Source organism: Klebsiella sp. HMSC25G12 (assembly GCF_001807705.1).
Taxonomy (GTDB): domain Bacteria; phylum Pseudomonadota; class Gammaproteobacteria; order Enterobacterales; family Enterobacteriaceae; genus Klebsiella; species Klebsiella variicola.
The window spans coordinates 1-25,654 of sequence record NZ_KV789915.1 but is presented as its reverse complement, the minus strand read 5'-3'; the positions used below and the strand labels follow the sequence as shown (position 1 = coordinate 25,654).

Sequence of the window (25,654 nt, the reverse complement as noted above, 5' to 3'; positions counted from 1 at the left end):
CATCAGGCGCTGTACCAGCCTTTATGCCGGGCGGCGGCGATGCCTTGCCCGGCCTACATAACACTGGCATTAATATGCTTTAATATCAAACGGTTGAAGTAAAATCGTAGGCCCGTGCAAGCGCAGAGCCGCCGGGCAACAGACATCCGGCATCGTACGCGTCCTGGTGCCGGGCAATGGCAGACACGCTCGCGCTATCTGCAAACCAAAGCCCGGCCGGCTCCTTAGCGTTCTTCGTTAAACACCGCGCCCACCTGGCGCCGCACTTCATCCATCACCTGCAGATTCTGCAGCACCCGACTGAGCGACCGCAGCGGCGAGTCCTGCAACCCCTGCCCGATGCACCAGGCAAAATGCTCCGCCTGCCAGAACAGCTGGTCGTAGCGATTGCGCGGCTCTTCCCAGCGCAGCGCCTGCCCGCCCTGGCTGGCGGCGAGCGTGAAGCCGCCGGGGGCATAAAACTGACCGTCGATCGTCAGGGTCGCCTGGCGTCCGGCCACCACCGCCCCGCCCGGCGTGTTGCTGAACAACGTCGTGTTTAACAACCCCTGCATCCCGTTCTGCCAGCTAAACAGCATCGACGTCTGACCGTTAAGCCCCTCCGCCGTGGCGCTGCCGCGGGCGACAATCTCCTGCGGCATGCCGCCCACCATCAGCGCAAACGAGGTCAAATAGCTGCCGAGGTCCATCATCGGCCCGCCGGCAAGGTCGGCATTGAAGATGCGGTGGTCGGGGGTGAAATACTCGCCGTGATCGGCCAGCAGGGTATGCAGGTCGCCGAGCGCCCCATCCTCCAGCAGCTGGCGGATCACATCATATTTCGGCGCGTAATCGCACCACATTGCCTCCAGCGCCAGCTTCCCCTGGCGGGCGGCTTCGGCCTGCAGCTCACGCCCTTCGCCGAGGTTGAGCGCGAAGGGCTTCTCAATCAGCACGTGTTTACCCGCCTTCAGCGCCTGCATGCCGTCGGGAAAGTGATGGTTGTGCGGCGTCGCAATGTACACCGCATCAATATCCGGGCGCGCCAGCATCTCCTCCACCTGGCCGTAAGCCTGGGGGATCCCCCATTCCGCGGCCACCCGCTCGGCCTTCGCCTGGCTGCGGGAGGCCACCGCCACCACCTGCTGCCGGCTGTAGGTTTTCAATGCATGAACAAAGCGCTCGGCGATCCAGCCAGGACCGATAATGCCCCAGCGCAGGGAGGGAATGCTCTGCGCCGCCGGGCGGCGCGGGATCGGTAAGTGTGAGGGAAACATAGCGGCTCCTTAGTCTTTAACCACGTTCACCCAGCGACGGCTGGCCATCGAGGCTTCAATCGCCGACAGCACGCGCTGATTCTGCAAACCAAATTCAAAGTTGGGATAGCAGTCGTCCTCCCCGCAAATTCCCTGCACCAGGTCATGCACTTCGATCACCTTGACGTCAAAATAGCCCAGCCCACCGCCGCCAAAATCGAAGCCGAAGAAGCCGGCATAGGCCGGGATCTGGCTCCCGGCATACAGCGTCTTAAAGCCGCGGTCGTGTTTATCATCGTTGAAGCGATACACCTGCAGTTCGTTAAAGCGCTCCCCGTCCATATACAGCGTGCCTTCGGTGCCGGAGACCTCCCAGAACACGCCGAAGATCCGCCCGGCGGCGATGCGCGAGGCCTCAATCACTCCCGCCGCGCCGCTGTCGAAATTGACCAGGCACTGAACCTGATCGTCATTTTCTACTTCCCGCCACTCGGCATCGGCCGCGACCCGGCTGGCATACCCGGCATCGCTCTGCGGCACCGGACGCTGGCGCAGGCAGGTTTGCGCGCTGGCGGTCACTTCGCGGATCCCGCCCAGCAAAAACTGGGCGACCGACAGGGTATGGGCGCCAAGGTCGCCAAGCGCCCCGCTGCCGCCGAGGGTTTTCGAGCAGCGCCAGGACCAGGGCAGGTTAGGGTCGTTATAAAACCCCTGATCAAAGGTGCCGCGAAAGCGCACCGGTTCGCCAATATCGCCCCGGGCGATAATCTGCTTTGCCAGCAGTGCCGCCGGCGTTTTGATGTTGTTAAAGGCCACCATGGTCTTCACCCCCGCGCGCCGTGCCGCCTGCGCCATCTCCTGCGCCTGCTGCTCGTTGACCGCCAGCGGCTTCTCGCAATAGACATGTTTACCCGCCGCGATCGCCGCCATCGCCATTGTGTAGTGCAGATGGTTCGGCGAGGTGATATCCACCACATCAACCTGCGGATCGTTTACCAGCTCGCGCCAGTCGCCGTAGGCCTTTTCCGCCCCCAGTTTCGCCGCATGGCGTTCAGCCAGCGCCTGATCCTGATCCGCCAGCGCATAGAGATGCGGGCGCTTCGGCAGATCGGGATAGAACATGGCCGCGCGACGGTACGCGTCAGCATGTGCCTGACCCATAAAACCCGAGCCGATAAGACCGATATTTAACCGCGCGCTCATGATGCATGCTCCTCTGACGGTGAAGGGGAAGAAAAATGGTGCGCCAGCCAGGCAAAGGCGCGGCGGGCGGTGGCCAACGGCGGCGCCATCGCCGGGTCCTGCTCGGCTTCGATAATCAGCCAGCCGCGGTAGTCGCTGTCCCGGACGAAGTCGAGGATCGGCGCATAGTCGATGCAGCCGTCGCCCGGGATAGTAAACAGCCCGGCGCGCACCGCCTCGTTAAAGCTCAGGTTTTCACGATACAGACGCCCCAGCACCTGCGGACGCACGTCTTTCAGATGCAGATGGCGGATACGGTGGCCATATTTTTGCAGCACGCGCGGGATCTCGACCCCGGCGACAAAGGCGTGTCCGGTATCAAACGCCAGCCCGACGTTGTCATGGGTATGGGACAGAAACCGCTCCAGCTCGTCATCGTGCTCCACCAGCATCATCAGATGATGGTGATAGGCCAGCTGGAGGCCATAGTCGCGCAGCAGCAGGTCGGCAAAGGTATTTAGCTTGTGGCAATACGCCGCCAGGCTGACACGGCTTAACGGCGGCGAGAGTGAAATAGGCTCATCAAGCGGGGTTTCACCCGGCAGTTGCCCGCACTCGCCGTAAACCATCACCCTCGCGCCGAGCTGCCGGAGGAGCTGCGCGTGCTCCCGCACCGCCTCCAGCTCCGCTTCCACGCTGCGCTCGGCCAGCAAGCTGCTGTACCAGCCGGACGCCAGGCGCAGGTCAGCCGCCGCCAGCAGCGGGCCCAGCGTCTCTGCCTGGCGGGGAAATTTCCGTCCTAACTCAATGCCCTGATAGCCCGCCTCCCGCGCCTCGCGCAGGCAGGTATCCAGGGGGATATCGCCGCCTAAATCCTCCAGCACATCGTTGGTCCAGCACAGGGGGCTCACGCCCCACTGCAGATGCTCTGTCGCCATCTTGTCTCCTTTTCACCCTGTGGTCTTGTCTGGCGTCACTATAAGCAGGCGACGACCGACGATGAAAACGGAGAAATGATGGAAATCCATCATTGCGCTGGCGATATATCCGCTATTTCAGGTAACCATGAAAAAATAAATGGAAATAATGCTTGCCGCCGGCTTATTTTGCGGCTAAAAATTACTGGCTTAATAACCCGCTTCAGAGGTTATCCCTTTCATTCGAAATATGATGATAGCAATATGAAAAAAACTCAACACCGCACCGGCGCGGGCTTTAGCCGCGCGCCCAGGCCGGGCCTGCTGTTATTTGCGTAAGTGACAAATAGTCACTTTTAAAACATCAATTACTTAACATTCTCTCTGCAATAATATGACATGCAGCGGGAAGGTACAGTGATAAATAAAATCAGGGTAATGATGTTTTACCAATAAATAACCCATCTCCTTCCTGCTAGTTATTTATCAGGAATGGCTGCGGTTATATTTATTCTGACGCCACCGGGAGAATGCACCAATGTGTATCAACCTTTATGACCATGCACGCCGCTATCGCGATGAGAAACAATAAGATGAATAAGACCTGGCTTTTCACCACCCTCACCCTGGCGCTGGTCGCCGCCGCGCCGGCCCACGCCATTAGCGCGAAATACCGGGAACAGCTTGAACGTTCCGGCTGCACGCAGATGACCGACGGGACCACCTGCGATATTCATAAAACCAAAGCCGAGAATGCCGCCGCCGCGCAGCAGGCCAGCAGCGGCTTCGGCCCCTGGGTGGGCACCTGGTATGTTTATACGGAGTATGGCGATAAAATTGATGAGATTACCGTCACCGCTAAAACGGTGAAAACCCATGGTCATCTGGTCGAGGAGGCGAAAGCCAGCCAGGGTAAACTGACTTTCCGGGTGAAAAGCTCAGCCTTTACCCTCAACAACGCCTTTAACGGCAGCTGGACAAACGGCAGCCAGCGCGGCTCCCTGCAAAAAGTGCAGTAATCTCCCCGCCCCTGCCATCCGGCGGGGGCGGAAAGCCGGGTGCGCTAAGGCTTAAAATCCAGTAGCGGATGGTTAAAGATCTGGTAGACCCCTTCGCTGGCAAAGGGCGGGAAGGTCGTGCGCAGTACCGCATCGGTCACTACCGCGCAGAACGCCGGATCGCCCCCCTCCTGCTGCAGTCCGGTCAGTTTTGCACTGCGGTTAAGCGACAGCCGCACGGAGCATATTTTCCCCTGGTAGCGTGCGCTGTTGGGCAATTGAACCATAACCGCCTCTCTGAGCGTGAAGGCGTAGCGCATCAGTTGGTCCTGCGAGGCTTTGCCCGGCGGCAGTGTGTGCGTATCCGAGGCCGCGGCCCGCTGCTGCATCTGGCGGATCAGTTCCTCCTGCGTCGGATGCTTCTCCTTCGCCGCCTGGCAGCCGCTCAGCAGGCTAATAGCCGCCGCGGTCATGAGGGCAATACCAAATTTGCTCATAGCGTCTCCTCGCGAAATGGTCACTATTGTCGCGCGTCTGGCCACGGCAAAACATCCCGATAAATAGCGGTTAGCGGTTCATAAAGCAGGGCAAAAGACAGGATGGGGATAATGCAGGGAGGACCTCCCGGCGCAGGCCGGGAGGGAGTGCAACGGATTACTTCTGCGGACGCATGGCCGGGAAGAGGATCACGTCGCGGATGGTATGGCTGTTGGTAAACAGCATCACCATGCGGTCGATACCGATACCCAGACCCGCGGTCGGCGGTAAACCATACTCCAGGGCGGTGACGTAGTCTTCGTCATAGAACATCGCTTCGTCATCGCCCGCCGCTTTGGCGTTCACCTGATCCTGGAAGCGCTGCGCCTGATCTTCGGCATCGTTCAGCTCGCTGAAACCGTTACCGATTTCGCGGCCGCCGATGAAGAATTCAAAGCGGTCAGTGATTTCCGGGTTGACGTCGTTACGGCGAGCCAGCGGGGAAACTTCCGCCGGGTATTCGGTGATGAAGGTTGGCTGAATCAGATGCGCTTCCGCCACTTCGTCAAAGATTTCGGTGACGATACGTCCCAGACCCCAGCTTTTCTCTACCTGAATACCGAGAGATTCCGCCAGCGCTTTCGCCGCGTCGAAGTTATCCAGATCCGCCATGTTGGTTTCCGGACGGTGTTTCTTGATCGCTTCGCGCATGGTCAGTTTTTCAAACGGCTTGCCGAAATCAAACACCTGGTCGCCATATGGCACTTCGGTTTTGCCCAGCACCGTCTGCGCCAGGGTGCGGAACAACGACTCGGTCAGTTCGATCAGGTCTTTGTAGTCCGCATACGCCATATACAGTTCCATCATGGTGAACTCTGGGTTATGGCGTACCGAGATCCCTTCATTACGGAAGTTGCGGTTGATTTCAAACACGCGTTCAAAACCGCCGACCACCAGACGTTTCAGATACAGTTCCGGCGCGATGCGCAGGTACATATCCAGATCCAGCGCGTTGTGATGGGTGATGAACGGACGGGCGGACGCCCCGCCAGGGATCACCTGCATCATCGGGGTTTCGACTTCCATAAAGCCGCGAGCCACCATGAACTGGCGCATGGTCGCGAGGATCTGCGAACGGATACGGAACGTATGACGTGACTCTTCGTTGGCGATCAGATCCAGATAGCGCTGGCGATAGCGGACTTCCTGATCCTGCAGGCCGTGGAATTTATCCGGCAGCGGGCGCAGGGCTTTGGTCAGCAGACGCAGCTCGGTGCAGTGAATAGAGAGTTCGCCGGTTTGCGTTTTGAACAGCTTGCCGCGGGCGGCGATGATATCGCCGAGGTCCCATTTTTTAAACTGTTCGTTGTAGACGCCTTCCGGCAGGTCATCGCGCGCCACGTACAGCTGAATGCGGCCGCCGACGTCCTGAAGAGTGACGAAAGAGGCTTTGCCCATCACGCGGCGGGTCATCATCCGGCCAGCCACCGCAACTTCAACGTTCAGGGAAGCGAGTTCATCGTTATCCTTCGCATCGAATTCAGCGTGCAATTGGTCAGAGGTATGATCGCGACGGAAGTCGTTGGGGAAGGCTACGCCCTGCTCACGCAGTGCAGCCAGTTTTTCGCGACGAGTTTTCAGTTCATTATTAAGGTCAATGGCCTCATCGGCACCTTGTGCTTGTTGTTCAGACATATGGATTCCTCATAACCTTGCTTTCAAACTAGCTTCGATAAATTGAACCAGGTCACCCTTCCGCGCGGCCTGTCTCTGGGAAGACACCAGAGCACAATCTTAACGATCCTGGATTCACTCCAAGCTGATCTCACTCAGCTATGGCTTCAGTAACGGTATTTTTTATCGTTGGCCTCCGCGCATGCCAGAATATCCTCCTCCTGTTCACTAAGCTGTGCAAGGAGCGACTTCGCGCTCCGCTGTTGATGTCATGCCCCCGGTCGCGCTGCGCTTATCGGGGCTACGAATCGCGGCCCGGATAAGGCGTTTACGCCACCAGCCGGGACGAGCGTCAGGCGCCGCCGCCGGTAACTTCACCGGCAGCCGCACGGCGTTTGCCCACACTACAGGCCGCGGCAAAGGCGATAACGACCATCACCGCCACGCAGCCGAGGGTCCATTCGCCCATCTGCGAGAAGAAATGTTGATAGGCAGCAATCGCCGTGTCGCTAATTTGCGATTCGGTGGTCTGCTGCGCCACCACGCCCGCCAGCCAGTTGGCGACCGCGCCAGTGGCCAGCATATAGATCCCGGTCAACACCCCGGTGACGCCGGGCATGTTCAGACGGGTGATTTGCGCCATCGCCACCGGGTCGATAAACAGTTCGGCAAAGCCCATCATCGCCAGCCCGGCGACCATCATGCCCATCGAGGCCTGGCCGTCAGCCGCGCCGTGGCGGGCATTGAGCGCCAGCAGCATAAAGCCGCCGCCCATCAGCAGCAGGCCGAAAGCGAATTTCAGCCAGACGCGCAGCACCGAACGCACGCTGCCTTCCGGGCGCATCAGCCACGCCAGCACCACGCCGGCCGCCATCACCGCCACCGCGTTGACCGACTGGAACAGCGCGGTTGGCACGTCCCAGTTCAGCAGGCGACGATTGACGAAGTGGTCGATAAACAGGCTAATCGAGCTCCCGCCCTGCTGCGCCAGCACCCAGAACAGCGTTCCGGCGAGCATCAGCAGGACGATCTGCCACAGCGCGCGACGATGCTCCGGGGCTTTGATCATGATCCGCGCCACCATCTGGGCGGCGAACAGGCAGACGATCGCCAGCAGATAGCCGGACCAGTTGTTTTGCAGCAGCAGCGTGAAGAACACCGGCGCCAGGCACAGCATCACCAGCAGCCAGCCCCAGGTCGGCAGCACAAATTTCACTGCCCGCAGCGCCGGTTTATCGACGCCGCGGGTATGCCGGAAATGGCGGCTGCCGCTTAAGAAAATCATCAGGCCGATAAACATGCCGATCCCCGCCAGCGCAAAGCCGATATGCCAGCCGTACCACTGCGCCGCCAGTCCGCAGGCGATGGGCGCGGCGATCGACCCGACGTTGCCGGCGGCGTACAGCAGCGAGAAACCGCCGTCGCGACGCGGGTCGTCGTGAGCGTACAGTTCGCCGAGCAGGCAGCTGATATTGGATTTGAACAGGCCGTAGCCGCAGATGATGATCGCCAGCGCGACGTACAGACTCCATGCGGAGGTCGACTCGACGCCCAGCACCACGTGGCCGAGGGTCATTAACAGCGCCCCGGCAATCACCGCCGTGCGGTTGCCGAGCAGGCGGTCGGCAAGCCAGCCGCCGAGAATAGGGGTAACGTAAACTAAAGATGCGTAGGCGCTGAACAGACTGATGGCATGGCTGTCGTCAAAGCCAAGCTGGTGGGTGAGATAAAGGATGAGTAAGGCACGCATGCCGTAAAAGCTGAAGTACTCCCAGATCTGGATCGCAACGATGTAGTAAATCGCGCGCGGCTGTGAGGGTGTTTTCATAGGTTCTCCTTGCAGCGTGAAAAAAGGGAAGTGGCAAGCCACTTCCCTGGTGTGCGTCTATTACTTGTTGTTTTCTTCTTTCAGCACTTTAACGGTGTAACGACCATCCGCCTGACGATAGGCGCCGTGGATATCGGTTTCGAAGCCCGGGTAGTGGGCGCCGATTTCGCACAGCATCTGCAGGAACTCCAGCACCGGGCGGCTTTCTTCGGTGATCATTTCACCCGGCATCACCAGCGGCACTCCCGGAGGATACGGCAGGATCATGTTGGCGTTGACGCGGCCGACCATCTCTTCGAGATAAACCTCTTCAGTCTGACCGTGCAGCTCTTTCTGGAACGCGGCATACGGGGTCATCACCATCGATGGCAGCACTTCAAACGCGCGGAACATCAGGTCCGGCAGGTTGTGATGCTCAATCAGTTTGTGAATGTTCTGCGCCAGGTCCTGAATACGCATGTTTTCATAGAATTCAGGATCTTCACGGTACAGCGACGGCAGCATGTTTTTCACCCGCAGGTTCAGGTCGAACGCGCGTTTGAAGTCGGTCAGCGCACGCAGCAGGCTCAGCGCTTTGGTTTTGTCGATACCGATGCTGAACAGGAACAGCAGGTTGTACGGACCGGTTTTCTCAACCACAATGCCGTGTTCGTCGAGATATTTCGCCACGATGCTCGCCGGAATACCGAAGTCATCCATGGTGCCGTCTTTCTTCATCCCCGGCGTCAGCAGCGTGACTTTGATCGGGTCGAGGTACATGTGCTCGTTATCGATGTTTTTGAAACCGTGCCATGCGCTGTCGGAACGCAGCGGCCAGCATTCAGGACCATCGATATGCTCCGGCTGCCAGACGTCGAAGAACCAGCCGTCAGACTCGCCTTTCAGACGTTTGATCTCTTTACGGAACTTGATGGAACGTTCAATAGAGCCGTCAATCAGACGCTTACCGGCGTTACCCTTCATCATCGCCGCCGCGGTTTCGGTGGACGCCACGATCCCGTAGTGCGGGGAAGTGGTGGTGTGCATCATGTAGGCTTCGTTGAAGGTCTCTTCGTTTACGTCGCCTTTCACGTGGATCATCGACGCCTGGGAGAATGCCGCCAGCAGTTTGTGCGTGGACTGGGTTTCGTAGATCACTTTCCCTTCGACGCGGCCGCCGCTCATCCCGCATTTGCCTTCATAGATCGGCGAGAAGTTGGTGTAAGGGACCCATGCGGAGTCAAAGTGGATGGATTTCACATCCAGGGTTTTCTTGATGAAGTCGGTGTTATACAGCAGACCATCATAGGTTGAGTTGGTGATCACCGCGTGTACCGGCCAGGTCGCATTCGGCGTCTCTTTCACACGCTTGGCGATAGTCGCGTGCTGGAATTCGCTCTGCGGGATACCGCCGAGGATACCGTAGGCGTTACGGGTCGGACGGAAGTAGATCGGCGTAATGTCGCTCATCATCATCAGGTGAGTCAGCGATTTGTGGCAGTTACGGTCAATCAGCACGGTGCTGCCGGCCGGCGCGGAGTACATGCCGACGATTTTGTTAGCAGTAGAGGTACCGTTGGTCACCATGTAGCTGCGTTCAGCGTTAAAGACGCGAGCGATATACTCTTCCGCTTCTTTGTGCGGGCCGCTGTGGTCCAGCAGAGAACCCAGTTCAGAAACCGAAATGGAGATATCGGATTTCATGGTATTCGGGCCAAAGAAATCATAGAAGATGCTGCCTACCGGGCTTTTCTGGAACGCGGTACCGCCCATGTGGCCAGGGGTACAGAAGGTGTATTTGCCTTCACGTACATATTTGAACAGCGCTTTGGTCAGCGGCGGCAGAATGGTGTCGATGTATTCGTCAGTGTTCTGTTTGATTTTGTTCGCGATATCTTCCGCAGCGCCCAGCGCATATTCGAAGAAGCGAACCTGCATGCGCAGATCGTTCAGGCTAACGTCCAGAGTCGAGTAGGTGTTAGCGAACGCGTACAGCGGCATGTACTCGTTCATTTTGCTGATTTCTTCGCACAGTTCGAGATTGTATTTATCCCAGTCGAAGATCACGCCGCACAGACGAGAGTTGTTTTCGATAAGTTTTAATAAGTCGTCACGGTCGTTCGGGTAGACAATACGGAAGTCCAGGCGTTCGAGAGCACGATGCAGTTCACGGATGGGTTCTTCTTTGAAGTAAACACCCATGTGATTCATGATTGCAATAACGTTCATAGTCAAATCTCCAGATGTAGAAAGCCCCTCCCGTCTCGATGTGACAGGTGATGGAAGGAGCCTCAGGAAAAAGGGTTACTGATTAGTGCGCGTTAGCGGGGCTGTTGTTATCCGTTGCGTTGTTCTGGCGCTGGTGCATTTTGCGACCGTAGAACATCAGGATTATCAGGCTAACGATAAAGGTGCCGGCCAGTTCGAAGGAGCTTGCGCCCATCAGCGCGATGAAGCAGAACACGCAACCCAGTACCGAACAAATCAGGCTAACGAAGTTACGAATGTTGATGCCTTCGAAACGAATCAGGTCAACACAGGAGTAGAAGTAAGGCAGCATGGTCAGCAGTACCGCGATACCGGTCAGTTCGCCGAACAGGTCAGAAGCTTTACCACCGGCGGAGTTCATCAGGGTAATCAGCACCATCAGCGCGGTCATTTTCACCGCCGCCAGCAGCAGGCCTTTTTTCGGGATACCGTTGCTATCGACTTCGCCATACACTTTCGGGAAGTTACCGTCGTTGGCGGCACGTACACCGGCCTGGCCAACCAGCATCATCCACGAGCCCAGAGACGTCAGGCAAGCGAAGGCGGTGAAAGCGGAAACCATCGGAGCAGCCCAGCCGCCGAGAATGGTAGAGGCGCTAATCGCGAACGGCGCACCGGACGCGGCCATCTGAGAAGCAGGATACATACCGGCGATAACCTGAGTCGCGGCGATATAGACGATACCGGCCATCGCAGTACCCAGCATGGTTGCCAGCGGTACGGTACGTTTCGGGTTTTTCACCATCCCGGTACTCACGGCGGCGGATTCGACGCCAACAAAGGCCCACAGGCAGAGCAGGATACTTTTAATGACCGCGTGGCTATCGGTGGTGCTGGAGGTGTTCCAGTTCGCCTGATAGGTGGCGACATCAAACCAGTGCCAGCCGACAACCGCGGTCATCACCACTGGAATAAGCACCAGTACCAGACCAATAGTGGTCAGACGGCTGACCCAGGTCCCGCCGAGCATATTAACGAAAGTAAAGATCCACACGATGGCAATACAGGCAATACCTGCTGGCACCGGGTTATTTAAAATTGGGAAGAACGTTGAGAGATAAGAAACTGCGGTAATCCCGATGGCCAGGTTACCAATCCAGTTTGCATGATAATAAAGCACACCGGTCTGGAAACCGAATGCGGGAGATATTTCCCCGGCGTAGGCAATTGGACCACCCTGTTGCGGGTTCTTAGTGGCCAGTCGGGCATAAACATAAGCCAGAGACATCGCACCAATAATTGAAATTACCCAGCCCCAAATGGCAATACCACCGATGCTGGCCAGGTTCGCAGGTAATAATGCAATACCGCTCCCCATCATATTACCGGCGACGACACCGGTACAGGCAAATAGCCCGATCTTCTTGGCAGAACTCATGGTTGTTTTTCTCCTAAGTTTATTTGGGAGGTACAGATCATGATACAGAACCATTAATTGACCCGACCAACTGCCAACAAGATTACTGATTTGTACGAGATAAGTCCTAAAGATAAAGTGAAATAACAACAAACATCAGACAAATGATATTTTGACCTTTTTCGCTTAACATATAAACATGACAACAGGGTGTCAGAAAAAGATAAACATCGTTTAATTACATGGAGTTAGAGCGGGAGTCAAGTGTTACTGAAGTGTTATTCAAAGCCTCCTGAATGCTAAATACAAATAACAACAGGAGACTTCATGAGAAACATAAATTTAACCTCACCATGCCCAAAACCTTGCGCATGATGAGGGTTTACTTATTCTGAAGAGAGGAAATTGTCGAGATACGGTACCACCCGATTAACTGATGTCTGGAAAACACCGTTTTCAATCCAGTACAGGGTATCCCCGCCGGGCCGTAAATTAAACGCAGTGATGTAAGAATCGGCAGCCAGTCGGTTCTCTCCTTTCATCTCATAGACTTTGCCTAACAGCACATAATTCAGCCACGACATCTCTAAATCAATCGCACTGTTAATCGCGGTATTCGCTTCGTCGACTTTACCCTTACCCAACGAATCTACCGCTTTTATTTGATAATAAATCGCCATGTCTTTAATACCCGGCATCTCCCCTACCCGCTCAACCTCACTGTAGAGGGCAGCTAGCTGTTTATCGTCCAGCGGCTGCTGCGAATGGCGTAATACATCCACCAGCGTTTTTTCGGCATAGGCGTAAATAAAATCCGGCGCCCGCTTAATCACATCATCCAGCAGGCTACTGGCTTTACTTAATGAATCGACATCGCCCTTCATTAACAGCTGATGCGACTGGTAGAAATAGGTTAACGCCACGCTCTGCGAGGGCTGATATTGCCTGAGCATCGCCTGCATCCGCGCCGGCCACGGTTGCGTCAGGGCATCCGACAGGCTGTTCATCAGATCGTTCTGAATGGTCAGCTGGTTGTCGTTGGTCACAAAGTAGCGTTTATCCAGCATCGTCGAGCTGTCGGCGTTATCCACCAGCTGGACCGACATAAAGCACTGCTGCGCCCGATAGTGGCGCTGATTGACGAACTCAATGGTCAGCGTTTTCCCGGAGCTGCTCGGCTCATTGATGTTGTAGTCCGTTTTGTCATGCACCATAAAGGTCGAGAAGGTGTTCAGCGAGGTGGTGATCAGGCTGGCCAGGCCGACCGCGTAGGAGTGCTGCGACGACCAGTTGGCGCAGGAGTTACCATTGACCAGGTGGATATCGATATCGCGCGGATTGAGCAGCAGGCGCGCCTTGTTGACCGGCGGCCGCGACTCCATGCTCGACAGCGCCACCAGCGCCACACAGGTGCCCAGCGCCAACAGGAACAGCCCCCACACCAGGGCGGTGGTGAGGCGTTTGCGGGCCGATGGCGCGCTGGCGACAGCGGGAGCCGCCGCTGGCGCTGTCAACGGCGCGGTAAGATCGGCGGAGGAGTCGGGGGCTTCTGGCGGCCCACCGGCAGCCGGTGGCACGGGAATAGCGGTCGACGACGAAGGCGTCAGCGCCTCCACCTGCGGGGCGAGTTCCTCCCCCTCCTCGGTGCACCAGATCACCGGCACCGTGAGCTTATACCCCCGTTTGGGTACCGTCGCGATGTACTCAAGGCTAACGTCGTCGCCGTCTTTGAGCGACTTGCGCAGTTCGGAAATACTCTGCGTGACGACGTGGCTGGTCACAACGTTCCGGGTCCAGACGTTTTCGATAAGCTCGTCCCGGCTAAGCACTTCCCCCGGATGGCGGGCAAAAAAGACCAGAAGATCGATTAAACGCGGTTCAAGGGTAAGCTGGCGCCCCTTCCTGCTGATTTGGTTTACAGAGGGGGTTACCAGCCATTCACCGACGCGAACAACAGGTTGTAGCATACAAGAAAGCCCCAGACAAAAAGGGAAAGGCGCGATGATAACACATTTGTCCTACCTATTTTTGCCAGGGGTCACTCCCTCAGGCATTAGGTCAGAATTGGCTTTTTATTAACAATAAAAAGCAATAATTCATTAACATCGTGATCATGAAATTTATATATAGCGATAAAAACGCATTTCCGCTGCCGCAATTGCCTAAGGCAATTCCGATGGCAGAAAAAAAATGAGCCCGGAGGCTTAACGCGCTCCAGGCTCAATGCGTCGCGCGCCGCTACGGCACGCTTTTAAAAAGGTTATTTATACACTTCCGCTGTGGCTTCGAAGTTTGGACCATGCTCGCGCGCGGCGGTAATCACGTAATATTTTCCGCCTTTCTCATCGGCCAGCTTAGAGAGCTGATCGTGCAGATCGGAAGGTGAAGAGAACTCGCCACCGGACGGCCCTACCGAGATCGGTCCGACCTTGGTCAGTTTGAAGTGTTTCACTTCTTCTTTGGTGATCAACTGTGCGGCGGACGCGCCAAATGCAACGGCGGAAAGGGCTAACGCGACTATCACTTTTTTCATCCTGCAATCTCCTTGGAATTAGCCTTCAGTCAGGCTCTTTCAGTATAGACGGCGATTTACTGAGCGTGCTACCGATGCGCTTATTTTTCGGCCGAAGCGTTCAGTAACGCGGCGGTACCCCTTCCGGGCGAGTCTTAAAACGCCGGTGCAGCCACATATATTGCTCGGGCGCCATCAGGATGCACTGTTCGATAATCTGATTCATCCAGGCCGCCGTGACCTCGGCGCTCGCCAGCGGCGGCGTGCGCTCTGGCGTCAGAGAGATCAATTCATACCCCATGCCGTTGGGCTTGCGCCGCGGAACAAACGGCACAATCGTCGCCCCGGACATTTTCGCCAGCATCCAGGTGCCGGTGGTGGTCGCCGCCTGCTCGACGGCAAACAGCGGGGCAAAAACGCTGCTGGCCGGGCCGTAATCGTGATCTGGCGCGTACCAGAGGATCTCCCCCTCTTTCAGCGCCCTGACCATCCCTTTCAGATTTTTTCGATCCAGCATGGTCTTGTTCGAACGCAAGCGTCCCCAGGTCTGCAGCCAGTCAATCAGCGGGTTATCATTGGGCCGGTAGACGCCAATGCCCGGGGTAAACATGCCATACATTCGCGCCCCCATTTCGAGGGTCAGAAAATGAATACCGATCAGTAAGATGCCCTGCTTTTGTTCCAGAAGCTCCACCACCTCGTTAACGCCGCTGGTCTCGGTCCAGCGCGCCACCCGGTGCGTCGGCCAGAACCAGGCCATGCCGGTCTCCATCAGCCCCATGCCCAGCGATTCAAAGTTTTTCACCAGCAGCGCCTCGCGGTCGGCGGCGCTCATCTCGGGAAAGCAGAGTTCGAGATTACGTCTGGCAATCCGCGCGCGGCTTTTCATCACCCGCATTGCCAGCCGCCCAAGCGCCGTTCCCAGACGGTAGATCACCGGATACGGTAATTGCACCAGCAGCCACAAAAAGCCAATTCCCAGCCACAACAGCCAGTAACGCGGGTGCAAAAGCGCGCGGGAAAATTTGGGTAAATTTGACATAGTAATCCTGTTAATTCACTCAATAATAGCTGAGCAAAAACCGCGAAATAAAGTAGCGGATCCTGCATGTTATATTTTTCCAATTCGTGCGGTAATACTCAGACACAAAGGGCGTTATTATACGTCGCTCCTTGAGTAATTTCAGCCCTTGCGATGACGGCTACTCTATTATTAGGCAGATCGCGTAAAATTTCCTGTTTAATGCATAAATAAATAAACCTAACCTCTACGGCGCGGCCGATTGTCGATAAAATCGCCAGTACATTTGCCTCAGCCTCTCGACCAGTGCCTCGTTTACTCACGCTCTATTATGGCGATAGCAAACGCAAACAGGCCGTTCAGCCCGGTCTGATATGGCCAGCATGCGGTTATTTGTGACTGGGGCAAAGGTTAAGCATCGACATTGCGGATCCTTTTCCCAGATATGCTACGTTTACAGCGCTCATTCGACGCAAGTGCCTTTGCCGACGTCGCCGCTTTCAGAAGCCATAGTGAGAAGGAACTATGACAATGAATTATCAATTAGTGAAGCAAGTCAGAGAAAATAGCCCATTAAGAAAAAGCTTCATTGACCTTGCCGTTAAGACTTTTGATCTGTCTTTTGAAGAGTGGTATCAGCAAGGTTACTGGACCGACGCCTATATCCCCTACGCCTTTGTCGAACGCAATAAAGTTATCGCTAACGCCTCGGCCAATATCATCGACCTGCGCTGGCAGGGCGAGCCCCGGCGTTATATTCAGATTGGCACCGTGATGACCGAACCGGACCACCGTAATAAGGGATTAGCCGGCCAGCTTATCCATCACATCCTGCAGGACTGGCAGCAGGAGGCGGACGCCTTCTTTTTATTCGCCAATCCCACCACGGTGGATTTTTACCCCAAATTTGGCTTCACCCGCAGCGAAGAGCATCAATATATTATGCCGGTTTCCCCGCGAGCCGGTGATTTTCGTAAACTGGATATGGACAGCGCTGACGATGTCGCCCTGCTCCGCCATTACTATGAAAAATCCAACCCGTTCTCACCGCTGCGGGTGGAGCATAACTTTGGCCTGCTGATGTTTTACTGCTCAGCCTTTATGAAGCATTTTGTTTATTACTCGGCAAAAAATGAGGCAGTGGTCATCGCCATGCAAAACGGTCCGGTGCTGATCTGCTTTGACCTCTTCTGCGAGGAGGGTAAGAGCCTGTCGACGCTGGTCAACGAACTGGCCGATGACCATGTTTACCAGGCCATCCTCGGTTTTACCCCTAATGAAGACCGGCTCGGCGAGTATGAGAAAATAGAGGGAGAAGATATCCTCTTCGTCTATGACCAGAAGGAAAACCTGTTTAAAGACAGGAAGTTGATGTTTCCTTTACTGGCGCATGCCTGACGACGCCACGCCGTCAGGCCGATCAGTTATAAGTCACCACGAAGGTCGCGCTGGCGTTCGCCTCGCCCGCAGTCACTGCGGGCTGCGTCTGGATATAGCGGGCCTGATAGGATAAACGATAGTTCGTCTGACTGCCTTTATTCCCGGACCAGACCTGGCTCACCTGGTTTAGCGGCACCAGCGCGCCGCCGGCGCTGAGGATTTGCACGCCAAGTCCGGATGCGCCTTCAGGTTGGTCATCGATTTTAATCACCTCGTTGGCGGCGACAGCGCTGTCCACCGTCGCGTTAAACTGCATAAACACGCTGCCGACATTTTCACAGTTCGTCAGGTTGATGTTAAAAGGAACCGGGGCGGTGGTGCTGTTGAGCCCGGTAAACGCGGTTTTGTTATGCCGCCCGAGGAAGACGTTAATGTTTTTACTGTCGTCAGTAATCTTGCAGGTGGGTGATTTGACCTGAATACAGAGCCCACTGACGCTAAAGCGCATCGCCTGTACTCCGCCAAGATAAATATCGCCAAGGTAATCGTTAAGGCAATACTCGCCCGGCGGCGGTAGACCGCCGTTATCGGCAATCCGCCAGAAATAGATGGTCGGTTTTTTATTTTCCGCCTGAAATGCGCGCTGGCCGGAAAATACCGGCGCTGAGGGCCAGGCCGTGAACAGGGGATCGAAATTAATGCCATCCTGTTCCCCCATCTGGAAGCTGTAACCAATGCCCGGCAGGCGGTCGATGCTGTAGATATCCCCGGGCTTGCCGTCTCCCGCCGGGCCGACCCGTGAGCCGCCGATGCTCTGAAACCCGCCGGGCTCGCTGCCGCTGCAGGCGATCTCCCAGCGTTCGTTATTAGTGATAATCATCCCTCCGTAGCTGTATAGCAGGGAGCCGATGGGGCGATTGCTGACGTCAAGGTTGATACTGGCCTGGCTGACGTTCACTGAATACTCGATAGTTTTGCCACTGACCATCTGGCACGCTGCCGACAGCGAGGCGCAGTATCCGCCGGCCAGCAGAAGCGGTACCCCTGATGCGATGATTTTTTTCATATTACTTCTCCTTTATTCCCGGCCGGCAGACCTGATGCGGCGTACCGCGGCTAACCTGTTGCGCCGCGTCGCCGCGGATGGCATAGGCCAACCGGCAGCGTTGCCCGCTGCGTTCGCCCCATACTACCGAGACGCTGCCGTCGGCCTGCGGCACCCGGGCATACAGCAGCCCGCCCTGACCGACGGCGCCAACCGCCCGACCGCTGTCGTCAAACACCTCCGCGCCCAGCGGGGGCGCCGCGCCATCCGGCAGCGTGACATGGGCAAACCAGGGATAGCCGGTACGCGTGACAAATTTGACCTTCACCGCCGCGCCCGAATCGGGCACCACCGTCGTGCTGCTGGAGACAATCTCCACATGGTCGTTCAGACCCTGCGGATCGAGATCCAGCCAGTTATCGGTAAAGGGATCGAGGTAAGGGATGATCGTAAAACCCTGGCGGTTTATTGGCTGTCCGAGGCGGTTTGCCACCCGAGCGCCCGCCGCGCCGGGCGCTTCCACAATGGCGAAGGTTTCCCCCAGTTCGGGGGTGGCGGTCATTCCGCCCTGATGCGCCACCAGGGCGCCCGATGCCCCCAGCGAGTACTGCTGCTGGTGGCGACCGGCGCTGGCACTGGCATTCAGGTACGCATAATCCGTACGCAGGCTACCGTTGCCCCCAACGCTGGCCTCGTGCGGGTTCTCCCGCGGCATGTCGTAGCTGGCGGTCAGGCCATAGCTAAAGGCATTTTTCTCGCCAGCGCTGCCGGTATAGCTGGACTGCAGCTGGCTGCCGTAGCTCTTATCATGGTTAAAGCGGGTAGTCAGGCTGCCCGCCTGCCCGAACGGCAGCGAAAAGGAGATGCCCACCACCTGATTATTGCGGTGATGAATATCCTGACTCTGCTGGGCGTACAGGTAGTAATTGAGCTGACCATAGCGGTTGGCGTACCCCAGCTGATAGGAGCGCCAGCGGTGGTGGCGGACATCCTCACTCCAGATTCCGTTAAACGACAGGCTGCCGCTGCCGGCCTGCTGAGACAACGTCGCGCTGTAGCGGGTCATCTCCCGCCAGTCGTTGGGGTGACGGTCGTGCTCCTGGACGGCGTCGCGAATGGAACGATAGTTGCCGTCGTTGCTGTGGCTCATCGAGACCAGCATCCGCGTATCGGACGCGAAGGATTTTGATGCGGATACCCGCCAGCGATACCCCTCCTGCCAGCCGCGTTCCCTGCCCTTCGCCGCAGAACGGGAAAGATCGACCGCCAGCGCCCCCCAGTAGGTATTGAAGGCGCTGCCGACCAGCGTCGAGTAATAATCCGTCGTCGCGTTGGCGCCGGTATAGCCGCTGACATAGTCATTGAAGCCGTACTGCACCGTGGCTTCGCCAAATCCCGGCCGCCCGGCGATCCCGTCCTCATCCAGATAGCCCAGCGACAGGTCATAGTAGACCGCGCCTGCCCGCACCAGGCCAGGCAGCGCGGCGTACGGCACGGTAAAGGTCTCCTGACTGCCGTCCGCCTCATGGATCGTTACCTGTAAATCGCCGCCGGCGTTGGTGGGATAGAGATCGTCAAAGGTGAATTTGCCCGGCGGAACCGTGGCCTCGTACAGCAGGGCGCCGTTCTGGGTGACCGTCACGCGGGCATTGGTGCGCGCCACGCCGCTAACCGACGGCGCAAAGCCGCGGCGGGAGCCCGGCAGCATGCGCACATCGGTAGCCAGCCTGCCGCCGATAAAACTGACGCTGTCAAAGAAGGTTCCGTCGGTCCATCCCTGACCCAGCCGTAACGTGGACGCCCAGTTCACTACACTTCTCTCAGCCCAGGTGGCAATGCTATCCCAGTGTGTATTCCCCTCCTGCGCCTGGTAGCTGGACTGGTGATGTAAACGCCAGCCAAAGGCGCGCAGGCTGGCATCCAGCCCGAGATAATGATGGCTGCTGCTATCCCCGTCGACGATGCTCTGATAGCTGTTGGCCTGATAGCGCAGCACTGCGGCGGGCACGCCGCTATCCACCTTCTTCAGGTTCACCGCCCCCCGATAATGGGGTTGCAGTAGCGCCTGGGGCATATTCACCCGCAGGACGTTTTCCCCGCTGTCATACTCCCAGCCGATCGCCTTATTGATCTGCGAAAAGCGCAGGCAGGTGGCCGCCGCCGGCCACTGGGCATCCTTCAGCTGCAGGGCGTCGAACAGCGAGGGCGAGATGCAGGGCTCAAGCTGGCCATCGCGTTCCTGGATAACAAACGTTTCTTCCGCCAGGTCCCGGCCATTCACCGAGAGCGTGCTGCGATACTGTCCGGCGTGCAGCGGATTACCGTATTGATATTTCTGGAGATCAACCTGCGCGGCGCCGTGCAAATGGGCGCGGTTAAAACTAAACGCCTCTGCCGCCCATGCCTCCTGCCAGGGAAGGAGCAGCATCAACCCAAACTTGATCTCCCTGAGTTTCATAATAATGTCCTTACTGAGGATAATTATGATTCACTACCGCGCCGTAATCATTGATGGTGGTGAAGCTGAATTTCTCCGGCAGCGTACGCAGCGCGACCCCTTTAAGCGCGATCTCCAGCGAGGAAAAAGGGGCGACCATGCCAGCGGACTGTTTTTGTCCGTTAAGGGTGATGCTGTCGATGGTGATATAGCGCGATGAGGCATTGCTCACCCGCAGCCTATTGCCCGTGGGAGCCAGCGCCCAGCGCAGGGCATTCTCCGGCGCCATTTTTTCCGCCGCCACGCCTGCCGGACGGTAAAACAGCTTGATACGCGACCGTATCGCGAGCTGGAGGTAATTGATTGCCGTGCCGTTTTTCGGCTCAGGCGGGATGTCCAGCAGATTAAACCAGAACAGCGACTCCCGATCCTGCGGCAGACGGCTGCCGTTGAACACCAGGCGCCAGCTTTGGCCCTTTCCCGGCTCGATACGCACAATCGGCGGCAGCACAATAAACGGCGCCGAATCTTTTTCCGGTTGATTTTGCACGCGGCCATCGTCGACCCAGACCTGCGTCAGAGAGGGGGTCTCCCCCATATTGGTGGCCCGGACGGCGATCTCTTTTTTGTCGCCGGGAAAAATAATCCGTGTGCCGTCAATAACCATGCTGGCGTCCGCCGAGGGTAAAATGCAGGACAGCAGCCATGCCAGAACCATACGCCGCATATTCACCTCCTCCTTGCCGGGTGGATAAACGGCCCCTGAGCGGGGCCGTGGACAGGGTTTACGGATAGACCACCGTAAAGTTGACGTAGGTAGCGACTTTTCCAGCCGTAGCGGCGTCGGTCGCATAGTAGCGGGCATAGAAAGGCAGCGAGGCGGAACCATCCTGCTCAGCCACCGCCACCGGGATCACGTCCGGGCGAGCAATGGTGCCGTCTGCAGCGACCGCCGGGGTCTCCGCGAGGTTAATCGGCGTAAACCGGGTGTTCAGCAGTTCCACATCGACGTTTTCTGCTTCCGTGCCGTCAGACAGGGTATTTTTTAGTCGGCCCTCCGTGGAAACGTATTGATCTTTCTCGAAGTACACCGAGACATCAGCCCCTGGGGTGCAGCTCGTCAGATCGATGGTGAAGGGAACCACGCCCGCCGTCTCACCCGCGCTGCTGAGCGCTGAACGCTGGACCGTCGGCAGGGTCACCGTCTTATCTTTATTCACTACCGTACAAGTATTTTCGATGACTTCACCATTAAAGGTGACTTTGCCATCAGCAGCCTGTGCCGCTACCGGAGAAAGCATCATCATCACCACGAAAGATGCCATTCCTCTGCTGTATTTTTTCATATTCACTCCTCATCACCACGCTTATGGAGAATCGTTCAGGAAATACCCCTGGCGTACTTTATACGTACAATTTATTAATGCTCATTCCATTGGATTAACCAGTTATCTTTTAACCCCTTCCCTGCACTGACATCCTACTCACTTCATTGTTTATTATTCAAATTCGCCACCAGGACCATTTCTACTTTTTATAGAAAAGTCTTAACGCCACTCTGAAAAAGAAATAAAATAAACCAACATTAAAAACATAACTCATTGTAAATAAATGATAATTTTTATTTTTTGTTTTCCATACAACATTCGTAAAATGCGATCTAAATATCTCACCCTCATTATTAACCACCTCCTCCCACGTTCTCCCCCCTCGATTGAAAGCGCAGGGAGTATGTTATTTCAGACGGGTATTCTCTACAGTAAATTGTCGAATCAGGCAGGACAGCATGCACAGCGTATTTATGCCAGGAGGTCATTATGTTGATCTGCATTGCGGATTCAGAATATTTTAATATTGCGCTGAAGGCGTATATTAATGAACCAAACAGCAAGCCTCTGGATATTAAAGAAATGCTCTGTTACCCGTTTAGCGGACAGAGTGAGATGTTCTATACTTTTTTTGCGACCGATGCCGGAGCCCGGTTAAGCACCATCCTTATTGATTACAGCAGCGTCAGCATCGAAGTACTGCAGGTCGCGCTCAGTTTAAAATCGTTTAATCCCCTGATCCGGATCTTTATTTTTGCCAAATCAGGCTACCCGTTGAGCGAGCTCGAAAGCAGCCTCGCCATTGTGCTCGGCGCAGAGTTCATCACCAGTTTTGCCGGGCTCAGTACGGCGCTTGCCCGCGCTCCGCGCTGGACGTCGCCCCCCGCCGACAAGCTCTATATCGCCATACCTGACAGCTATAACCTGACCCGTAAGGAAACTTTTTTAATCAGCCTGTTGATGGGGGGAATGCCGTTGTGTCACGTGGCCAGCACCATGCAGCTCACGATCAAACGGGTCTACTACTACCGTTCACGCGTCCTTAGCAAGCTGGCGGTGAAAAATAACGTGGAACTGATGAACAAAGTTCAGGGGATGGTGTTGCGCCACTACCGACAGGAGACAGGCCATGAAATCGTATCTCTACGCTAAAAATCGCCTTATGTTGATTATCCTGAGCTGGCTAAGCGCAGACGAGGCGTTGCCATCTCGTCACGATTTCCAGCAGACTGAAGCCATCCTCAGCACCCTGCATATACCGTATGTGCTGAAGTCTGACCTTGATCAACTGAGAGCTACGCTACAGCCATTACTCGCCACACCCGGGCCGCAAGCCTGTGAGGTAGGCGCTTTTCTCAGCGCCCTGTTGGCGCTGTATACCCGGTTAACCGAATATACCGCCGTCGAGCACTATCTGCTCTCCCGGCATCTCTAAGTAGCACCCCGCCTGGGCAGGAAGACGCCGCGCGCCTCCTGCCCGTACGCATTACCTTGGGCCAGCAGACTGCTCGCCGCGTCGGGAGACGTAATCCCGATAGCCCTCGCCAACGTAAATCTGCCGTGGCCGGTAGATGGTCAGCGGCGCCTGGTGCATCTCGTTCCAGTGCGCCACCCAACCGACCGTCCGACCGACCGCGGTGACCACCGCAAACATCGACGAAGGCAGATTCATCGCCTTGAGGATCACCGCGGTATAGAAATCCACGCTTGGCGACAGGCCATTGTCCACAAAATAGGGGTCGGTCAGCGCCACGTCCTCAAGGGCCATCGCCACCTGCAGCAAACGGTCGGACATGCCTACCTCCGCCAGTACCCGATGGCTGGTTTCACGCAGGATCCCGGCGCGCGGATCGCGGTGACGGTAGCGCGAGTTGCCAAAACCCAGCCGGCGAAATGCCTGCGGATCGCGCTTCGCCTGGCGCAGAAACGCCGGAACCTGATCGACGCTTTCAATCTCCTCCAGCATTCGCATGCTCGATTCATTGGCGCCACCGTGCATTGGCCCCCACAGCGACGCCAGCCCGGCGGCGACGCAGGCGAATAAATTCGCCCCGGAGGAGCCCGCCGCACGCACCGTGGTGGTCGAGGCGCACTGCCCGTGATCGGCATGGAGCACCAGGATCTGGTTCATCGCCTGCTCGATGACCGGATTCAGAACATATTTCTCCGCCGGGATAGCAAACAGCATCTGCAGGAAATTTCCGGCATAGGAGAGATCGTTGCGCGGATACGCGGCGGGTTGTTCAATGGTGTACTTGTAGCTCATGGCGGCGATAGTGGGCATTTTCGACAGCAGCCGGGTGGCGGCCAGCGCCCGGTGCTGCGGATTTTCCACATCCAGGACATCATGATAGAACGCCGCCAGCGCCCCCACCAGGGCGCACATCAGCGCCATCGGGTGCGAATCGCGACGAAAGCCGCTGCACATGCGGGCTATCTGCTCGTGGACCAGAGTATGGCGGGTGATGGTCTCGCGAAAGGTTTGATAGCTGGCCTCATCCGGCGCGTCACCGTTCAGCATGATGTAGGCCACTTCGAGAAAATCGCACTGGCGAGCCAGCTGATCTACCGGATAGCCGCGGTGCAGCAGCACGCTGTTTTCCGTATCGATCCACGAAATCGCCGACTGGCATCCGGCGGTATTGGCGAAGCCGGGGTCATAGCTGCAGAATCCGGACTGATTTAGCCCGCGCATGTCGACTCCCACCGGCCCCCGCGTTCCCGGCACCTGCGGCAGGGCGATGGGCGGTTGTTGCCCGGCAAAAGAAAGCGTTAACGGTGTAGTGCTCATCCTGTTAGTCCCCCAGCAAGCTTATCAGCGACCTGAAGTCATTCTTCAGGCGGAAAGACCAACATAACCAATGTGATGCCGCTTATTCATTGATGTCATCACTATAACCCTGACAAAGAGGATATTTTACTGGCCTTCACGGGGAAACAGGCCGTCTTTCCCCAGCCCACCGCCGGATAGCGGCACAAATCGCCAAGGATAAAGGCGATCATCGCTGTCAAAATTTACGCTGAGTAAAGAAAGGATGAAGAAGAGCTACCATGAATTTTGTGCTGTCGATGACCCTCATCTGCATTACCATCGCCTGGCTGATGATGAGCCTGCTGCCGGTGTAGATGCACCGCTAACCGCCACGCCAGTGGTCTGGATAACCCCTCCTTCAATTGATTTCCGCCGAGGTCTTCGCCTCTGAGGTTTCACAAGAGCCATATAAGAAGTACTGGTTGCATATCAGGCTGTTGCGTTTTCCCGCCGAGGGGTAGGCTAAAAGCCCACTGTTAAGGAGGTGATATGTCTGGACTGATCAATCCACATGCGGCCCCGGAAGAAGCAGCCTATGCGCTGCTGATTGAGCTCGTTCGCGCCCAGCGCGTGCCGCAATATGAAGGCGAAATTTCCGGCCTGCTGGCGATGTACGACGAAGCTGTTAAACACTTTAAAGAGAAAGAGACCGAGCGTTAGGCGTGGACATCGTGGTGCGAGGAAAACGTGACGCCTGCGGGAGACGCGCAGGCGTTGGCTGGATAGCGGCTTGCGTCATCAGCTGCCGCGGTAGGTAGAGTATCCGTACTGACTGAGCAGCAGCGGGATATGCAGTTTTTGATTTTGCTTTGTGACATTGAAAATAACCGGGACCACCGGGAAGAACGTATTCATGTTTTGGCTTTTAAAATAGTCACCGGTTTTAAACGTCACTTTATAAACCCCCGGCTCCATATTCTCCGCCTGCGGATAGAGCGATTTAATCCGCCCATCGGCATCCGTTTTACCGGTGGCGATATGCTGCCAGCTCTCCCCCTGCTGTTTATCCAGCTCAATCTGCACCCCCGGTGAAGGGAGCCCGGTTTGCTGATTAAGAATGTGTACGCTGAGCGTCCCCTCTGGCGCCGCCAGCGCGCTGAAGCTGAGCAGAGAAATTACGGAGGCGATAACTAATTTCATAATCGTGACCTTATTGGGCAAGTGAAAGTGCCCTAAGGAAGGTGCGAATAAGCAGGTCATTTCT

At 56.5% G+C, this 25,654-nt stretch carries 23 protein-coding genes and 1 pseudogene; 6 read left to right on the top strand and 18 right to left on the bottom strand.

Translation table 11 applies throughout. The annotated features are described in order from the left end of the window. Nucleotides 1-224 precede the first annotated feature (224 nt). The 3 genes from HMPREF3096_RS23610 to iolE are packed head-to-tail and all read right to left on the bottom strand — an operon-like array spanning nt 225 to nt 3,355. The gene (locus HMPREF3096_RS23610) at nt 225-1,256 is read right to left on the bottom strand and encodes a Gfo/Idh/MocA family protein (RefSeq protein ID WP_032729510.1); all 1,032 of its coding nucleotides are present in this window, start codon (nt 1,254-1,256) and stop codon (nt 225-227) included. A gap of 9 nt (nt 1,257-1,265) precedes the next feature. Beyond that, nucleotides 1,266-2,438, bottom strand: a complete 1,173-nt coding sequence (locus tag HMPREF3096_RS23605) for a Gfo/Idh/MocA family protein (RefSeq protein WP_032729508.1) — start codon at nt 2,436-2,438, stop codon at nt 1,266-1,268. Continuing rightward, nucleotides 2,435-3,355 (bottom strand): myo-inosose-2 dehydratase, encoded by a 921-nt coding sequence (gene iolE, locus HMPREF3096_RS23600; RefSeq protein WP_070544655.1) that lies wholly within the window; start codon nt 3,353-3,355, stop codon nt 2,435-2,437. The genes HMPREF3096_RS23605 and iolE overlap by 4 nt, the downstream gene beginning before the upstream one ends. A gap of 75 nt (nt 3,356-3,430) precedes the next feature. Between iolE and HMPREF3096_RS29870 the strand changes: the two genes are divergently transcribed. Beyond that, entirely contained in the window at nt 3,431-3,673 is a 243-nt protein-coding gene (locus HMPREF3096_RS29870) for a hypothetical protein (RefSeq protein WP_141749344.1), read from the top strand. Between the two features lie 254 nt (nt 3,674-3,927). Next, nucleotides 3,928-4,353, top strand: coding sequence for a hypothetical protein (locus HMPREF3096_RS23595; protein WP_032730969.1), 426 nt, complete (start codon nt 3,928-3,930; stop codon nt 4,351-4,353). Nucleotides 4,354-4,397: 44 nt separating this feature from the next. On the opposite strand, the gene HMPREF3096_RS23590 is transcribed toward HMPREF3096_RS23595, so the two are convergent. The 8 genes from HMPREF3096_RS23590 to HMPREF3096_RS23555 all read right to left on the bottom strand — a co-directional run bounded on the left by HMPREF3096_RS23590 (nt 4,398) and on the right by HMPREF3096_RS23555 (nt 15,469). Next, entirely contained in the window at nt 4,398-4,829 is a 432-nt protein-coding gene (locus HMPREF3096_RS23590; RefSeq protein ID WP_032729505.1) for a cell envelope integrity TolA C-terminal domain-containing protein, read from the bottom strand. A 157-nt stretch (nt 4,830-4,986) separates the two neighbouring features. Next, nucleotides 4,987-6,504: a lysine--tRNA ligase gene (gene lysS, locus HMPREF3096_RS23585; protein ID WP_004202393.1), complete on the bottom strand. Its 1,518-nt coding sequence runs from the start codon at nt 6,502-6,504 to the stop codon at nt 4,987-4,989. Between the two features lie 331 nt (nt 6,505-6,835). Beyond that, complete coding sequence (dtpD, locus tag HMPREF3096_RS23580) at nt 6,836-8,311, bottom strand: dipeptide permease DtpD (protein WP_012542563.1); 1,476 nt, start codon at nt 8,309-8,311, stop codon at nt 6,836-6,838. Between the two features lie 60 nt (nt 8,312-8,371). Beyond that, nucleotides 8,372-10,519 carry a lysine decarboxylase CadA gene (cadA, locus tag HMPREF3096_RS23575; protein WP_012968785.1) on the bottom strand — a complete coding sequence of 716 codons (2,148 nt, stop codon included), beginning with the start codon at nt 10,517-10,519 and terminating at the stop codon, nt 8,372-8,374. 82 nt (nt 10,520-10,601) lie between these two features. Then, entirely contained in the window at nt 10,602-11,936 is a 1,335-nt protein-coding gene (gene cadB / locus HMPREF3096_RS23570) for a cadaverine/lysine antiporter (protein ID WP_008805484.1), read from the bottom strand. A 365-nt stretch (nt 11,937-12,301) separates the two neighbouring features. After that, a complete protein-coding gene (gene cadC, locus HMPREF3096_RS23565; protein ID WP_032729504.1) occupies nt 12,302-13,882 on the bottom strand; it encodes a lysine decarboxylation/transport transcriptional activator CadC in 1,581 nt (526 codons plus the stop codon). A gap of 293 nt (nt 13,883-14,175) precedes the next feature. After that, nucleotides 14,176-14,448 (bottom strand): YdgH/BhsA/McbA family protein, encoded by a 273-nt coding sequence (locus tag HMPREF3096_RS23560; RefSeq protein WP_002892402.1) that lies wholly within the window; start codon nt 14,446-14,448, stop codon nt 14,176-14,178. Between the two features lie 100 nt (nt 14,449-14,548). Further along, entirely contained in the window at nt 14,549-15,469 is a 921-nt protein-coding gene (locus tag HMPREF3096_RS23555; RefSeq protein WP_008805482.1) for a Kdo(2)-lipid IV(A) acyltransferase, read from the bottom strand. 510 nt (nt 15,470-15,979) lie between these two features. Here HMPREF3096_RS23555 and HMPREF3096_RS23550 point away from each other — a divergent pair. Then, nucleotides 15,980-16,846, top strand: coding sequence for a GNAT family N-acetyltransferase (locus HMPREF3096_RS23550; RefSeq protein WP_012542565.1), 867 nt, complete (start codon nt 15,980-15,982; stop codon nt 16,844-16,846). A 22-nt stretch (nt 16,847-16,868) separates the two neighbouring features. Here HMPREF3096_RS23550 and HMPREF3096_RS23545 read toward each other — a convergent pair whose 3' ends face one another. From HMPREF3096_RS23545 to HMPREF3096_RS23530, 4 genes are read right to left on the bottom strand one after another with little or no spacing between them, the layout of a single operon-like run. Then, on the bottom strand, nt 16,869-17,894 hold the full coding sequence (locus tag HMPREF3096_RS23545) for a fimbrial protein (protein WP_008805480.1): 1,026 nt from the start codon (nt 17,892-17,894) through the stop codon (nt 16,869-16,871). A 1-nt stretch (nt 17,895) separates the two neighbouring features. Continuing rightward, a complete protein-coding gene (locus HMPREF3096_RS23540) occupies nt 17,896-20,331 on the bottom strand; it encodes a fimbria/pilus outer membrane usher protein (protein ID WP_032729501.1) in 2,436 nt (811 codons plus the stop codon). 10 nt (nt 20,332-20,341) lie between these two features. Next, nucleotides 20,342-21,037: a fimbrial biogenesis chaperone gene (locus HMPREF3096_RS23535; RefSeq protein ID WP_032729500.1), complete on the bottom strand. Its 696-nt coding sequence runs from the start codon at nt 21,035-21,037 to the stop codon at nt 20,342-20,344. Between the two features lie 58 nt (nt 21,038-21,095). Then, the gene (locus tag HMPREF3096_RS23530; protein ID WP_004151792.1) at nt 21,096-21,656 is read right to left on the bottom strand and encodes a fimbrial protein; all 561 of its coding nucleotides are present in this window, start codon (nt 21,654-21,656) and stop codon (nt 21,096-21,098) included. A gap of 471 nt (nt 21,657-22,127) precedes the next feature. On the opposite strand from HMPREF3096_RS23530, the gene HMPREF3096_RS23525 reads away from it, so the two are divergent. Further along, the gene (locus HMPREF3096_RS23525) at nt 22,128-22,790 is read left to right on the top strand and encodes a LuxR C-terminal-related transcriptional regulator (protein WP_008805477.1); all 663 of its coding nucleotides are present in this window, start codon (nt 22,128-22,130) and stop codon (nt 22,788-22,790) included. Then, nucleotides 22,768-23,073 (top strand): hypothetical protein, encoded by a 306-nt coding sequence (locus tag HMPREF3096_RS23520; RefSeq protein ID WP_022064705.1) that lies wholly within the window; start codon nt 22,768-22,770, stop codon nt 23,071-23,073. The genes HMPREF3096_RS23525 and HMPREF3096_RS23520 overlap by 23 nt, the downstream gene beginning before the upstream one ends. Nucleotides 23,074-23,124: 51 nt before the next feature. Here HMPREF3096_RS23520 and HMPREF3096_RS23515 read toward each other — a convergent pair whose 3' ends face one another. Both HMPREF3096_RS23515 and HMPREF3096_RS31090 read right to left on the bottom strand, forming a co-directional pair. Next, complete coding sequence (locus HMPREF3096_RS23515) at nt 23,125-24,429, bottom strand: citrate synthase (protein ID WP_023339736.1); 1,305 nt, start codon at nt 24,427-24,429, stop codon at nt 23,125-23,127. A 45-nt stretch (nt 24,430-24,474) separates the two neighbouring features. Beyond that, nucleotides 24,475-24,615 (bottom strand): annotated as a pseudogene (locus HMPREF3096_RS31090) (hypothetical protein). Between the two features lie 324 nt (nt 24,616-24,939). Between HMPREF3096_RS31090 and HMPREF3096_RS23510 the strand changes: the two are divergent. Beyond that, nucleotides 24,940-25,110, top strand: coding sequence for a hypothetical protein (locus HMPREF3096_RS23510; protein WP_002892370.1), 171 nt, complete (start codon nt 24,940-24,942; stop codon nt 25,108-25,110). Between the two features lie 78 nt (nt 25,111-25,188). Here HMPREF3096_RS23510 and uraH read toward each other — a convergent pair whose 3' ends face one another. Further along, on the bottom strand, nt 25,189-25,590 hold the full coding sequence (uraH, locus tag HMPREF3096_RS23505) for a hydroxyisourate hydrolase (RefSeq protein WP_008805473.1): 402 nt from the start codon (nt 25,588-25,590) through the stop codon (nt 25,189-25,191). Nucleotides 25,591-25,654 lie beyond the last annotated feature (64 nt).